The organism is Salipiger bermudensis, from assembly GCF_019801965.1.
Taxonomy (GTDB): Bacteria; Pseudomonadota; Alphaproteobacteria; order Rhodobacterales; family Rhodobacteraceae; genus Salipiger; species Salipiger bermudensis_A.
Window position 1 is genome coordinate 339,310 of record NZ_JAHVIA010000006.1, and the last position, 16,325, is coordinate 355,634.

Annotated in this window: 1 protein-coding gene (running past one end of the window); it reads left to right on the plus strand. The window is 68.1% G+C overall.

Going from position 1 to position 16,325, the window contains the following annotated elements; genetic code table 11:
- Nucleotides 1–16,325 carry the 5' portion of a beta strand repeat-containing protein gene (locus tag KUV62_RS15435; RefSeq protein ID WP_222604611.1) on the plus strand. 13,852 nt of this gene lie beyond the right edge of the window, so 16,325 of the gene's 30,177 nt are visible here — the first part of the coding sequence; the start codon lies at nucleotides 1–3; its stop codon lies off the right edge, out of view.

A 16,325-nucleotide genomic window follows, 5' to 3' on the forward strand; every position in this document is an offset into this window, starting at 1 on the left:
ATGTCTTTCCCGTTCGCCCAGCAACGCCCCGGCCAGCTACCGCGGATTCCCTACACCCGTCGCATCAAGAGCCGGCTGAAACGGAAAGACAAACGGCGCTTCGCGGCCCTCGAACGGGCGGCGCGCCAGCTCATGCTCGACCCGCTGGAGCAGAGGGTCCTGCTGAATGGCGACGTTCTCGCGCTCGATCTGAGCGCCTATTATCAGGACAACCGCGACACCGACCTGCTGGTGCAACTGCACGAGGAGATCGAGACCGACGGCGATACCGCCACCGAGGTTCAGCGTGTGCAGATCCTTGATCGAAGCGGAGGCACCGTCCTGAGCTTCGGCGATCTGTCCGAGATTTCGGGCATCTCGATCATCGGCGGCGCGGGCAGCGATGTCATTACCCTCGACGGGCTCAGCTTCGGCGACCAGACGCCACTCGCGTTCAGCTTCGACGGCGGTGGGGGGCTCGACAGCCTTGCCTTCGAGACGGCCAATGACGTCGAGTGGACCATTGGTCAGCCCGATGCCGGGGTCGCGACCGACGGCTTCGTCAACCTCAGCTTCAGCAATGTCGAGACCCTGGCCGGCGCTGCCAACAACAACGACACCTTCACCCTCGATGTGAACGGCGCGCTTGCCGGCGGCATCGATGGCGGCGATGGCGGCTTCGATACGCTGGTGATCGACGGGCAGCGCGAGAGCGTCACCTACCTGCCGGAAGATCCCAACAGCGGCAGCTTCCTGATTGACGGCACCGAGCTGCGCTTTTCCGGGCTCGAGCCGGTCTACCTGACCAACACCGCCAGCACGATCACCATCGACATGCAGACGCTTCTGCCGGGGCAGCAAAGCGCCTCACTCGATCTAGATCCCGGTGCGTTCGATTTCATCATCGACGGCCCCGGCATGGAGAGCCTGTCCTTCGACGCCCCGACCGACAGCCTTTCGATCGTCAGCGAGTTCGGCCTGCTCAACCCCGATGTCTCGCTCAGCATCGACGGCTGGGACAGCGCCGCGACCGTGGGCATGGATTTCACCGTCCAGACCGAGTCCATCACCCTTGCCAGCGGCGTCTCGCTCGGCACCGCGCTGAACCCGATCGGCAACGTCACGCTCGAGGCGTCGAACTCGGCCTCCGGCTTCGGGCTGACCCTGCTCGAACTGTCCGGCATCGGCTCGGTCTCGTCCTCGCTCGACGTGCAGGGCAACATCCATTCCGCCGGCACCGTCGCGCTTTCGGCCCATGCCGAGCGCGTGCTCGACGCCACCGGCGATTTCTCGGATTTCAACTTCAGCGAGGGCAACCCGCTGCAGATGCCCACGGTCAGCGCCACCGCCAACGTGGCCGGCAGCTCCGAGATCACCGCCGCCGCCTTCAGCCTCGAGGCCTCGACCCTGCTCGATGTCGAGATCGACGGCAGCCAGTCGGTGCTGGGCTCCTTCGCCAATGCGGTGATCGCCGATGTCACGACCCATGCAACCGTGCAGTCGGGCGCCCAGGTGACGGTCGGCAGCGCGCTTCTGCAGGGGGAGTCCGTCTCGGGCCTCGTGCGGGCCAGTGACGATTCCTCGCTGATCCTCGACGTGACGCCCGACGAGGAGGGCACCGAGGGCGCCGACGCCACCGGCATCCTCAATTCCATGCTGGATGATTTCGAGGTCTCGATCGGCATCATGACGGTGAGCCGCGACACCCAGGCCATCGTCGACGGCACGATCACCTCGGGCGGCGCCTTCACCATCGAGGCCAAGAACGCGGGCACCTTCGAGAACAAGGTGCAGGCCTCGCTGATCGGCGCCACCTATCTCTACGGCACCGACACGGTGCTGGCGAAGCTCACCGGCGATTTCGACGGTACGAGCCTGACCGTCGCCGCGCTCAACGAGTCGAGCTACGAGGTCGCCGCGAAGATCTCGGTCAACACCATCGGCGGCAGCACCCAAGCGCTGGTCGAGGGCGGCACGGTCACCCTCAGCGGCGCGCTCGACGTGTCGGCTCTCGACAGCACCAGCCTGACCTCGATGTCGTCGGATTTCGACGCCTATCTCGACGAGCTGACCGCCATCGATCTCGGCGAGCAGTCGAATGCCGACATCAAGGTCGCCGCGGCGATCTCGGAGATGGACAAGACCGTGGAGGCCGCCATCGACGGCGCCTCGGTCACGGCCACCGGCAATGTCACCGTCGAGGCCGAGAACGCCCAGACGCTGGTTTCGCATGCCGAGGCGCTGAGCGTGCGCGACACCCGCAATACGCCCACCAAGGCGAGCCTCGTGGCCAGCACCAAGACCGTCGCCTTCGGCGGCACGCTGGCCTTCAACGAGATGCGCGGCGAGACCATCGCGGCGATCCGCAACGGCGCCGACGTCTCCGGCGACACCATCGCCGTGGGCGCCACCAACGCCGCCATTCTCGATACCTTCTCCGAGGCCGCGACCAAGGTCACCAGCGGCAACAACTCGGCGGTCGGCGTCAGCATCTCGTTCAACCTGATCGGTTTCGACATCGACGTGCTCGATGCCTTCGCGCTCGGCATCGACACGCTGATCGGCATCAACCAGTATCTCGGCAACGAGGATCCCTCGAACGCCCACGCCTACATCTCGGCCTCGGACGTGGCGGCGACCGGCGCGCTCAGCGTCAGCGCCCGCAACGAAAGCCTGATCGACGCCACGGTGACCAACTCGGCCACCTCGCAGGCCTCCGACAGCGCCACCGCGAACCCGCTCTACGATGCCAAGGGCATGGGCTTCGCGATGATCCTCGCCAACAACAAGATTGCCTCCGATGCGGTGGCCGAGATCGTCGACGCGCCCGCCGATGGCGCGATCACCGCCGGCGGCACACTCGAGGTCACCGCCGAGGACAGCACCACCCTCGCGTCGAACGCCAAGGTCACCTCGTCGTCGGTCACCACCAATGATGGCGGGCTCTCCGGCGTCGATGCCGCGCTCGGCACGCTGCTGCCCGCGACCTACAGCACCAACGGTGCCGAGGTGGTGGATTCCTCTGGAGCGCCGGTGGCCGGACCGACATGGTCGGTCTCCTTCGGCGACCGCGTCGGGCTCGATTACGATTGGCTGGCCTTCAACGACGCCAATGGCGAGGCCGGCACGATCTATCAATACATGGGCGACGGCACCGACCAGATCGACCTGCTCGACACCGATTTCGAGGACACCGATTTCTGGATGCGGGTGCCCGAGACCGAGCTGATCCCCACCGGCAACAACCTCACCGACAGCGACAGCGTCGGCGTCGGCGGCATGGCCGTGCGCAACACCTTCGACGCTCAGGCGGTGGCCCGGATCTCGAATGCCGATGTCGAATCCGTCGGCGACATGACCGTGAAGGCGGTCGAGATGGCGACGCTGACCTCGACCGGCGATGTCGGCGTGTCGAGCTCGGGCGGCGGCTCGGTGCAGGGCGACAAGGGCGACTCCGTCGCCGTGGGCGCGCTCATCGTGGTCAACACCGCCAATGCCAGCGCGCTGGCCGCGGTCGAGCAATCGGCCGATGTGCTTTCCACCGCCGGCGCGGTCTCCGTGCAGGCCGACAATATCGCCTCGCTCGACGCGCAGCTCGACGCGGCGGTCAGCTCGGCGGGCGACAGCGTCGGTGTGCTCATCGCCTTCAACACGCTCGGCTACGAGGCCGAGAACATCCTGTTCCAGACCGTCGATGCCCTGATCGGCACCGATATCGGTGACAAGAGCTTCTCCGACGCCGAGGCCCGGATCATCGACAGCACCGTCGCCGGCCAGACCGGCGTTTCGGTCACCGCCACCAACGCCGCCGAGCTCACCGCCCGCATCGGCACCGATGTCAGCTCTGATCCCTCCGCCTTCCAGGGTGCCGAGGCGATGGCGGCGCAGGGCGTGCTGGCCTCCAACATGCTGGCCGGCGCCGCCACCGCGCGGATCGACGACACCGACAGCACCCCCTCCGGCGAGAGCGTGATCTCCGCCGCCGGCATGGTGCGCGTCGCCGCCAGCGACGAGGTCGTGCTCGAGAGCCAGACGCTGGTCGATACCGGCGCCTCGCGCACCAACGACCTCGGCCTCGGGCTGCTCAACAACCTCGCGCAGGAGCTGCTCGACACCTACCAGTACACCACCGAGTCCGGCGCCCCGGCGCTGGTCTTCGGCGACCGGGTGTTCATCGGCACCAACCACGCCAACAGCGACTTGCACGGCAAGCGGTTCCAGTACATGGGCTCGGGCGCCTCGGTGCCGCTGGCGACCACCGATTTCACCGATATCGACCTCTGGAAGGAGCTCGACGAGACCAACGTCATCCCGCCCGCCCTGATCGGCGTGGCGGCCAAGGGCGCGGGCATCAAGACCGGCTCGGCCAAGGCCTATTACGTCATGGTCAGCCGCAACGAGGCCGAGGGCGGCGCCAGCGCCTATATCGACGATTACGATGTCACCGGCGCCTCGGTCTCGGTCGAGGCCCGCGAGCGCGCCACCATGAAGGCCGTCGACGGCTCGACGATCAACGCCACCGAGACCTATGGCGGCCTGATGGTGACCAACGAGCTGAATTCGCGCGCCTCCGCGCGGATCACCGAGAGCAACGTCACCGCCACCGCCGGCGACGTGGCGGTCGAGGCGCTGAACCTCGCGGTGCTCGACGCCACCACGCTCAGCTCGATGACCGGCGCGAGCGACGCGATCAACGTGGTCGTGGCGTTCAACTCGGTGGGCTTCGACGGCAGCAACGTGCTGTTCCAGACCATCGACGCGATCCTCGGCTCCGACTACCTGATCGAGGCCGAGCCGGTCGGCGCGCAGGCCTATATCGAGGATTCCGTGATCAACGCCTCGGGCGACGTCTCGGTCACCGCCGACACCAGCGCCGAGCTTACCGACATCGTCTTCAGCGACACCACCGCGCAGCTGCTCGACGACATGGCCGACGAGAAGCTGCTCGACGACGAGGACGCCGAAGGCGACGCCGCCGCGCTTGCCGATCTGCAGGCCGAGTTCGAGGCCGCCAGCATCGCCTTCGAGGGCAGTCTCTCGGTCGAGACGGTCGAGACCCAGTTCCGCTGGTATGTCTCCGACGAGGTCGGCCGCACCTGGATCATCGAGAACCGCGAGGGCACCCTCGTGTTGCTCGAGGCCAACCTGCTCGACGCCCGCGTCGGCAACGAGACCTCGGCCATCGCCAAGAACAACCGCGCCCTGTTCGACGCTTATGTCGAAGGCTCCAAGGAGGACAACAAGGGCAAGGGCATCAAGGATCTGAAATACGGTGCCAACGGCACCGCCGGCGGCGGGCTGCTGGCGACCAACCGCATCGCCTCCGACACCGCCGCATGGATCCGCAACACCACGACCACCACCCATGACGCCGCCGATACGCCGGCGACGCTGAGCACCGGCGACACGGTGAGCGTCGGCGGCGCGGTCTACGAATATGTCGGTGCCGATCAGGGTGCCGACCAGAGCTTCCTCTACTCCTCGCGCAGCGACGTGCAGCTCCTCGAGGCCGGCGACCGCATCCGCCTGCACGAGGATTACGGCATCTGGTCCGAGGGCGACATTCTGATCTATTCCGGCCCCACCCTCGCCTCGACCGAGACCGACCCGCGCGATCCGGGCTACGACCCGATCGTGCTCTTCGACGTGCTCGATGCCCAGCCCGGCGACTTCACCCTCGGCAACGCCGCGCTCAGCATCGATCTCAGCGACGCAGCGCAGGATTATGCCAACAATGCCGACTGGCAGCTGAAGGACGACACCCTGCCCGAGGGCAGCGTCACCGCCGGCGGCAGCATCACCGTCTCGGCCTCCGACAACGCGCATATCCGCGCCGACAGCAATATCGAGATCTCGGCGGTCGTCTCCAACAACATGGACGCCTTCACCGCGCTGGCCAATCAGGCGCTGCAGAACGAGTATGTCTACACCTCGTTCTCGGGCAGCCAGACCCTGATCGAAGGCAACGTAATCTATATCGGCTCCAACGGCGGCGCCGAGGCCGGCAAGTACTACCAGTATTCCGGCCCGATCCAGAGCTACGATCTCGCCGACATCCCGGGGCTCGGCCTCGACGACGAAGACAACTGGACGCTGCTCAACGGCACTGTCGAGCCGCAGGACATCTTCCCCAATGTCGGCAACCTCGCCGAGAGCAATTCGCGCGCGGTTGGTGGCATCGTGGTTACCAACGACGTGCGCTCCGAGGCCCGCGCCAGCGTCGACGCCATCGACCTGACGGCGACCTCCGGCGACATCACCGTTTCTTCCGAGGCCGATGCCACCATGCTGGCGCGCCTCACCTCCAACGTCACCTCCTCGGGCGGCAGCGCCTGGGGCACCGGCGAGTCGCTCGCGGTCAACGCCACCATCTCCACCAACATGGTGCGCGCCTCGGCCAACACGCTGGTGCGCGACAGCGTGCTCGACGCGGGCGGCGCCATCGACATCCTCGCCGACAACCGCGCCGTGCTCGACGCCACCACCCAGACCGAGACCAACACCGGCGACACCGGCGTCGGTGTGACGCTGGCGTTCAACACGCTGGGCTGGGAGGCCTCGAACCTGCTGTTCAACGCGGTCGACGCGCTGGTCGGCGATCCGCTGATCTCCGAGGCGCTCGACGGCGAAGACCCGTCGATGGCCCGCGCGCTGGTGATCGACAGCGGCCTCGCCGCCGGCACCGACATCACCGTCGAGGCGCTCTCGACCGAGAAGCTCAACGCCACAGTGTCGAACTCCACCGTCTCCGAGGCCTCGGCCCAGACCGACGCCACCGGCAAGAGCGTCGGCGTGGTGCTGGCCTCGAACAAGGTGAGCGGCCGCGCCTACGCGGTGATCGACAACGAAGACGCCCCTGCCCAGACCGAGATCAGCGCCGGCGGCAGTGTCACCGTGCGCGCCAGCGACGAGATCGGCCTGTGGTCGAACTCCAAGCTGGTCAGCAGCTCGACCACCACCAACGATGGCGGTCAGGCGGTCGCGGCAGAGACCGTCAACGATCTCCAGCAGGCCGACTGGCTGGCGCTGAGCGGCGCCGGCACGCAGGAGGTCACGGTCAAGTTCGGCGAGCTGGTGCGGCTCGACGACGGCTATAGCGGCGGCGGCGTCGCGGGCGGGGTCTACGAGTATCTGGGGACCGAAAGCATCATCGATATCAATGATGTAAACTACGAGGACAAGAACCTCTGGAAGCCCACGCAGGTGACGCAGGGCATCCCGAGCTTCGGCAATGTCTCGAAGAGCGATTCCATCGGCGTCGGCACTCTGGTGGTTCTGAACGACCTGCGCTCCGACGTGCTGGCCGAGATCCGCGGCGCCACCGTGGGCGCCGATGACGGCGAGGTGATCGTCGAGGCGATCGAGGATGCCACGATGGAGGCCAATGTCGATGCCTCCACCTCCTCCTCGGGCGGCAGCAATCTCGGCGATGGCCAGTCCATCGCCTTCAACGGCGTCATCGCCACCAACGTCCTGCAGGGCGGCGCCGACGCCGCGGTGATCGACAGCGCGCTGAGCGCTGCCGACGACGGCAGCGGGCTCGGCAACGTCCGCGTCGAGGCGACCAACACCGCGAGCCTCACCGCCAACAACATCGCCATGGTCGGCAGCGGGGACACCGGCGTCGGCGTTCTCCTGGCCTTCAACTCGGTGGGCTGGGAGCCCTCGAACGTGCTCTTCAACACGATCGACGGCATCGTCGGCGATCCGCTGATCTCCTCGGCCTTCAACGGCGAGGCCCCGGTCGATGCCGAGGCCTACATCCTGAATTCCAGCGTCAGCGCCGACGGCAAGCTCGAGGTGCTGGCCACCAACGATGCCGACATCATCGCCATCACCAGCAACGAGGCCACCTCGGCCGCCGCAGCGCTCGAGAATGCCAGCGGCACCGCCGTGGGCGCCATCGTTGCGACCAACAAAGTCTCCGGCGCGGCCAAGGCCTATATCGACGTGGCCAATCTCCGGCAGGGCGACGGCGAGCAGCGGGTCGAGACCGGCGACCGGGTCATCGCCCTCGACGGCACGGTCTACGAGTACAGCGGCCCCGAGGCGGTGATCGATCTCTCCGCCGCGACCTTCGGAGCCACGCTCTGGACCAATGTCGGCGACGATACCGGCTATGCCAATGACATCGACGCCGGCACCGGCGTCCGGGTCGAGGCCAATGACAGCAACCATATAAATGTCACCAACTCGCTCGAGGTGACCACCACGGTCACCAATGACGCCGGGCTCGGGATCATCTTCACTTCGCTCGAAAACGTGGTGAACGAGTATCAATACACCACCCGTTCGGGCGTGCAGCGCGGCGTGACCTTCGGCGACATGGTCTATATCGCCGACGACTACGACGAGACCAAAGCCGAGCGCGAGGCGCTCTACATCTATTTCGGAGCCAACCAGACCGGCACCGATGTCGATCTCTCGACGCTCGATTACGATGCCGATGCCGACTGGGTGAAGGTCGATCCGCTCGACATCGAGAGCCTGCTGCCGCCGGGCATCAACCTCAACTTCTCGGAGTCCGACGCCACCGCGGGCGGCGGCATGGTCGCCATGAACGACGTGCGCGGCGGCGTGATCGCCCGCGTCGACGAGGCCACCGTCGACACCGCCACCGGCGACATCGTCATCATCGCCACCGAGAATGCCGGCATCGAAGCGCACAATATCGGCGACATCGCCGCCGATGGCGGCAGCGCCTTCGGCGAGGGCGGCACCACGCTTGCGGTCAACGCGCTCATCGCCACCAACGTGGTGCTCTCGACCGCCGAGGCCTCGCTCGTGGACAGCGATGTCGACAGCGTGCTCGGCGCGGTCAGCGTCAGCGCAACCAACACCGCGCAGATCGACAGCGACATCGACATGACCACCGTCGCCGAGGGCGGCGGAGAGAGCTATGGCATCGGCGTCACGCTGGCCTTCAACTCGATCGGGGTGAACAGCCAGAACGTCCTTTTCAACACCATCGACGCGCTCTTCGGCCTGCTGCCCGCCGACGAGACCCCGGCGATGGCCTCGGCCAGCATCCTGCGCAGCGAGGTCTCCGCCGAGACCGGCGTATCGGTCTCCGCTCTCAGCGACATGGACCTGACCGCCGACATCCTGAACGCGGCGCTCGCCACCTCGATCGCGCTCGAGGACAACACCTCGATCACCGTGGCGCCCATCGTGGCGCTCAACCGCGGCAGCTCTGGCGCCGAAGCCTTGATCATCGACGCCCCGATGGTCGAGACCGCGACCGGCGATGTCACGGTATCGGCGCGCGACACCAGCTTCATCCACGCCGAGAACATCGCCGCCTCCGCCTCCATCGCGGTGGGCACCGGCAAGTCGCTCTCGGTGGCTGTGGCCACCTCGATCGCGCGCAACACCCTGCGCAACACCGTCGATGCGGGCATCGCGTCGAGCGGCGTCGAGGCCACCACCGGCGAGATCGCCATCATCGCCAGCCGCGACGGGGTCATCGAATCCACCGCGGCCGCCGTCGCCGCCAGCGTCTCGGGCGCGGCGGACGGCAATGCCGTGGGCGTCTCGGTCGGCGGCGCGGTCGCGGTCAACCGCCTGTTCGGCGGCGCCGAGGCCAGCATCGTGGACAGCACCCTGGTGGCGGACTCCGTCTCGATCCAGGCGGAATCCGTCTCGCGCATCGATGCCACCGTGGCTGCCGTGGCGGCTTCGGTCTCGGTCTCGCTCTCCGGCGACAGCACCGCCGTGGCGATCGGCGCCTCGGTCTCCGACAACATGATCGGCTGGCAGGACAGCGCCGTCGCCGCCGACCACCAGAGCGACGACGTCACCCCGCTCGCCGAGGGCGACGTGGTCGAGGTCACCGAGGGCGCCCATCGCGGGCGGTTCTACGAATATGTCGGCGAGGATCAGGCCACCGCCGTCGATCTCTCGATCGAGGATTACGGCGACCCACAGAAATGGAAGCAGGTCGGCCTCGTGCGCGAGGGCGCGCTGACCTCGGCGCATCTCGATGACAGCAGCATCACCACCGGGCTCGGCACCGATGCCTCGCTCGAGATCGAGGCGCTGACCCAGCAGAGCATCAGCTCGCTGGTGCTGGCCGGCGCCGTGGCGGTGGCGGTCGGCAAGTCCGGCCTCGCGGTCGGCGGCACCGGCAGCTTCTCGCGCAACCGCATCGCGTCGGATGCCGCCGCCTATATCAGCGGCGACGGCGGCAGCACGCTGGAGTTGGCCACCGGCCGGGTGCAGGCCTTCGACCGCTCCACCATCGACAGCATCACCGGCGCCGCCTCGGTCGCGGTGGGGGTCGGCACCTCGTCCAACGCCACTTCGGTCGCCTTCGGCGTGGCGATCTCGATGAACGAGATCTCCAACCAGGCCGAGGCCTATGTCGAGGATGCCGATGTCTCGGTGAGCGGCACCGGCGCGGTCGATCCGCTCGACACCGTCTCGCTGATCGTCTCGGCCGAGACCTCGGCGGGTGAGAGCTTCACCGTCAGCAGCCCCGGCTTCGACGGCGATGATCTCGACGACGCCGCCGAAGAGGCGATGGTCAACGACGACAACGGCACGCCCGACGATGACGAGGATGACACCGTTTCGCGCGATGCCTCCGACCTCGCCGGCGACACCGCGATCCTCGACGATCTGCGCGACGCCCTGAACGGCGAACTCGGCCCGCAGGACCAGATCTCCGCCACCGACACGTTGCGCGTCTCCAGCGCGGGCTTCGGCAAGTGGCTCGCCGTGGTCGAGGACAGCAATGGCGACGGAGAAGGCGCGGGCCGCAGCTTCCTGCTGGCCTTCGATGGCGGCGACCTGGTGGTCGAGCGCACCACCATCAATGCCATCGCCGCCGCCGCTGCCGTTTCGGTCTCGGTCAGCTCCTCCAACTCGATCGCGGTCAGCGGCGCCGGCGCCTATGCCGAGAACGTGGTGACCTCGGCCGCGCTGGCCCATATCGACGGCGCCACCATCGCCACCACCGGCGACGTGGTGGTCGACGCGCAGGGCGACAGCACCATCAATGCCGCCGTCATCGCCGCCTCCGCCGCCGTGGCGGTGTCGGGCTCTACCGGCGTCGGCGCCTCCATCGGTGTCGCCATCGCGCGCAACTTCCTCGGGCAGGATCGCTACGGCAACGAGGACGCGCTCGAGGTGAAGGCCTATCTCTCCGACAGCAGCGTCAATGCCGGCGGCGATCTCCTCGTCACCGCGGATGCGGCGCAGAGCATCAACGCGCTGACCTTCGCTGGCTCGGTCGCGGTGTCGGTGGGCTCCACCGGCGTTGCCGTCTCGGGCTCGGGCGTGTGGAACGAGAACGCCATCAATGTCGATGTGCTCGCCGCGATCGACGGCGATGCCGGCGCCCTCGCGGTTGACACGCAGGGCGACGCGATCACCGTCTCGGCAACCAACAGTTCCGAGATCAACGCCTTCGCGGGTGCGGCCTCGGTCGCGGTCGCGGTGGGCAGCACCGGGGTGGGCGTCTCCATCGGTCTCGGCCTTGCCCAGAACGATATCGGCGGCACCGTCATCGCGCGCATCCAGGACGCCGACGACGGCGTGACCGCGCGCACCGGCGATCTGAGCGTCGCGGCGGACAACGCCGCCAGCATCTCGGCCTTCGCGGGCGCCGCCTCGATCGCCGCGGGCTTCGGCTCGACCGCCGTCGCGGTCTCCGGCGCCGGCGCCGAGGCCACCAACCGCATCGGCAGTGAGACCCGCGCGCTGATCTCGGGCAGCGACGTCACCTCAACGCTGGGCGGTGTCTCCGTCAGCGCCGGGGCCTCGGGCGAGATCGACGCCATTGTGATCGCCGCCTCCGCCGCGGTGGCCGTGGGCCAGACCGGCGTCGGTGCCTCGATCGGGGTCGCGGTGTCGCGCAACCTGATCGGCTACGAGCAGGGCGTCGTCGCCTATGGCAACACGACCGGTGACAGCGTGACCCAGCTGACGCAGGATGCGACCACCGTCCTGATCGAACAGGGCGCCCGCAAGGGCGACGTCTACCGCTACATCGGGGAGACGGTGACCCAGGCCGACAATGTCATCGACGAAGACGGCAACACCGCGCCCTTCGCCCTCAACGCGCAGGATTACGGCAACACCGACCTCTGGGAGCTGGTCAACCTCTCCGAGGCGGCGGCCATCGTCGATGCCGCCATCGTCAGCAGCGATGTCACCGCCGATGACGGCGTCATCGTCGATGCGCTGAGCACCCAGGCGATCAAGGCGGCGAGCCTTGCCGGATCGGTCGCAGTGGCCGGCGGCCAGGTCGGCGTCGCGGTCTCGGGCAGCGGCTCTGCGGTCGAGAACCGCATCAACTCCGACGTCTCGGCCCGCATCGCCGGCGCCGCGAGCGACGTGCAGGCCGACCACGTGGTGGTCAATGCCGACGACATCTCGACCATCGACGCGGTCTCGGCGGCGATGGCCGTCTCCGCCGCCTTCGGCCAGACCGGGGTCGCGGTTTCGCTCGGAATTTCCATAGCGATCAACAACATAGCCAATGACGTCACCGCCACCATCGCCGATGGCGCGGTTAGCACCAGCGGGGCGCAGGGCATCATCATCAGCGCCTCGACCCCCGAGCTGCCGATCGATGCGCCGGTCGCCGATATCGTGATCCCGGTCAGCGTCAGCGATCTCGACGATCTCGCGGTCGCGGATATGGACGACGAGGACACCGCCAACGCCGCCGATCTCTCGGGCGATGCGAGCCTCGCGGTCAGCCTGGCCGACGCGCTCCGGGCGCAGGGCTTCGATCTGGTCGGCACCGTCAAGGTCGCAGCCCTCGAGGAAGGCGAGCGCTGGACCGCCGTCGACGAGGAAGGCAGCTCCGTCGCGCTCAGCCTGGTGAATGGCCAGATCCTCGCAAGCAAGGCCGGCATCAACGCGGTTTCCGGCGCGGCCGCGCTCTCTGTCGCCGTCGGTCAGGTCGGGGTCGGCATCGCCGGCGCCGGGGCGGTGGCGCTCAACGCCATCCAGACCAATGTCGCCGCCTCCACCGTGGGTGCCGATCTCACCACCACCGGCAGCGGCGACGTGGTGATCGACGCGCGCTCGGATGTCGAGATCAACGCCGCCGTTCTGGCGGTCTCCGCCGCCGTGGCCGCGGGCCAGGTGGGCGTCGGCGTGGGCATCGGCGTCTCGGTGGCTCGCAACTTCATCGGCCGAGACCTCACCGGCGACACCGTCGCCGACAGCGGCGCGGTCTCGGCCTATGCCTCCGACACCACGATGGATCTCACCGGCGATCTGACGATCAACGCCGAGAGCGCCCAGTCGATCCGCGCCCTCACCTTTGCCGGAGCCGCCGCGGTTGCCGCCGGTCAGGTTGGCGTGGGGGTCGCGGGTTCGGGCGCCTATGCCGAGAACGTCATCGACGCGACTACCGAGGCCTATATTGACGGTGATGGCACCGGCATCAGCGCCGACGCGGTGAGCGTCGCGGCCGAGGACAGCTCGACCATCGACGCCTTCGGCGGATCGGTCGCCGTCGCGGCGGGCTTCGGCATGGTGGGTGTCGCGGTCTCCGCCGGCATCGGCATCGGCTTCAACGCCATCGGCAGCGATGTACTGGCCGAGATCCGCAACACCGATGACGGCGTCGAGACCACCGTGGGCGACGTCACCGTCGAGGCGAAGAACACCGCCGCGATCACCGCCGGCACCGCCGCCGCGGCGCTTGCGGTCTCCGGCGGTCTGGTCGGCGTGAGCTTCGCCGGCGCCGGCGCCTATGCCGAGAACGAGATCACCGGCGCGACCACCGCGCGCATCACCAATGCCACCATCGACGCGCAGGACGACGTGCTGGTCAGCGCCGAGAGCGACGCCACCATCGACGCCATCGTGCTCTCCGCCGCTGCGGCCATCGGGGTCGGCGCCGGCGGCTTCGGCGCCTCGATCGGCGTCAGCCTCGCCGAGAACCGCATCGGCAACGGCGACAGCACGGGCGTGTTCGCCGCCATCGACGGCAGCTCGGTCACCGCCGGCGGCGATGTCGACGTGCTGGCCAGCATGGACGACGCCACGATCGACGCCACCGTCGTGGCGCTTTCCGTCGCCATCGCGGGCGGCGCCGTGGCCGGGGCCGCTGCCGGCAGCGGCTCGGACGCGCTGAACGAGATCGACTACGCCGTCATCGCCGAGATCGACGACAGCGCCGTGGTGGCCACCGGCAACACCGTCACCGTCGATGCGCAGGACAATTCCGTCATCGACAGCTTCGTCGGTGCCGCCAGCGTTGCGGGCTCCGCCGGGCTCGTGGGCGGCTCGGTCTCGATCGCCGTCGGCCTGTCGGAGAACAGCGTCGACAACACGATCCGCGCGCAGGTCGACAATTCCGATGTCACCGCCGCCGATCTCGTGGTCAACGCCGAGGATGACAGCGATACCTACGCCGCCGCCGCGGCCGCTGCCGTCTCGGCCTCGATCTCGCTCGGCTTCAGCGTCGCCGGCGCCGGCACCGAGGTGCGCGGGCGCAACAGCTCGACCACCGAGGCGCTGGTCTCGGGCAGCGGCACCGACGACGTCCTGACCCTCTCGGGCGACCTGACCGTGACCGCCGAGGCACGCCCGCGGGTCGAGGCCGAGACCGTCACCGCCTCGCTCTCGCTGGGCTTCGCCGCCTTCGGCGCGGCGGGCAGCTATGTCGATCTCGACGTGACGCCGGAGGTCACCGCCAGCGTCAGCGGCGTGCTGGTCAACGCCACCGATGTGGAGATCGGCGCCACCTCGCGCACCGTGGCCGACGGCCTGGCCGTGGGCGTCTCGCTGGCCTCGGGCTTCGCGGCTTCTGCCAACTTCGTCGATGTCGACGTCGCCAGCGACGTGACCGCCACCGGCGGCGGCACGATGAACGTGGATACGCTGAGCGTCGAGGCACGCACCGGCGAATTCAACAACACCACCAACGCGCAGGCCGAGGCCCATGCCGCTGCCGGCGGCCTGATCGGCGCCACCTCGACGCTGGCCGAAACCCGGATCGGCGACAGCGTCACCGCGCAGATCGGCGCCAATGCCGACATCACCGCGTTGATCGCCGTCGACGTCGCGGCCGTTGCCGACAGCTCGCAATATGCCGATGCCAACTCCGCGGCCTTCGGGCTCGTGGGCATCGGGGCCTCGATCGCCAACGCGGTCGCCGATGTCAGCTCGCACGCGCTGGTCGGCAACAATGCCGATATCTCCGCCGCGCTGGTCAACATCAGCGCCGATGGCGAGGCCGAGGTTACCGCCGACACCCGCGCGGGCTCGGGCGGGGCGGTTGCAGGCGCCGGGGCGGCGCCCACCGCCACCATCGATGCCGACGTGCTGGCGCAGATCAACGACGGCGCCGAGATCGAGGTCGCGACCAACAACGCCTCGATCCTCGCCTATTATGGCGGCCAGATCGACGAGCTGCCCGGCGGGCTCAACATCACCGCCGCCTTCACCTCGCGCCCCAACGCGCTGGTCAAGACCGACAGCTACGGCCTGATCGCCGGCAGTGGCGCCGAGGCCAACACCGATGTGACCGCCAACGTGGTGGTGCGTTTCGGCACCGATGACGGCGACTCCACCGGCGCCACCGTCACCGCCGAGAGCATCTTCGCCGCGGCGACCAACACCGTCATCAAGGAGGGCGTGAGCGGCAACCATCTCGACGGCGATGCCGGCGGGCTCGCAAGCGGCGCGCTGTCCTCGTCGCAGATCGACATCGTGCTCAACACCCGCGTGATCATCGACGATCACAGCCAGATCACCACCACCGACGCATACGGCAGCTTCACCGCCGAGGCGTTCAACGCGCTCGACATCGAGGATGACGTGGCGCTGTTCACAGCCGGTGCGCTCTCGGGCGCCGGCGCCTATATCGACCTGCATGCCGACACGCTGCTGGCCGAGGTCGTGGTCGGCGACGACGCGGTGGTCGAGGCCGCGGGCCAGCTGATCTTCGAGGCCAACGGCCTGCACGAGATCGACCTGCACTCGAAATCCGAGACCTACGGTATCGGCACCGTTGCGCTCGGTCACGCCAAGATCGATCTCGCGCCCGACAACCTCATCACGATCGGTGGCAGCGTCACCGCCGGCCGCGACATCTACCTGACCGCCGGCACCGACATGGACCGCCGGATCTACGACCACAGCCTGAAGGCGCGGGTCGACAACTTCGCAGGCTCGCTGATCCCGATCGACGATCTCGAGACCCGCGCGGTGGTCATCACCGACAACACCATCAGCGTGCAGAGCGGCGCCCTGCTCGAGGGCTTTGCCAACATCAACCTGTTCGCCGACGAGAACGGCGTCGCCAATCTCGACGTGATGGCGAAGGGCGTGAACTGGGCCTCGGCGGTGGGCGATGCCATCGACGCGGCGCTCGGCGG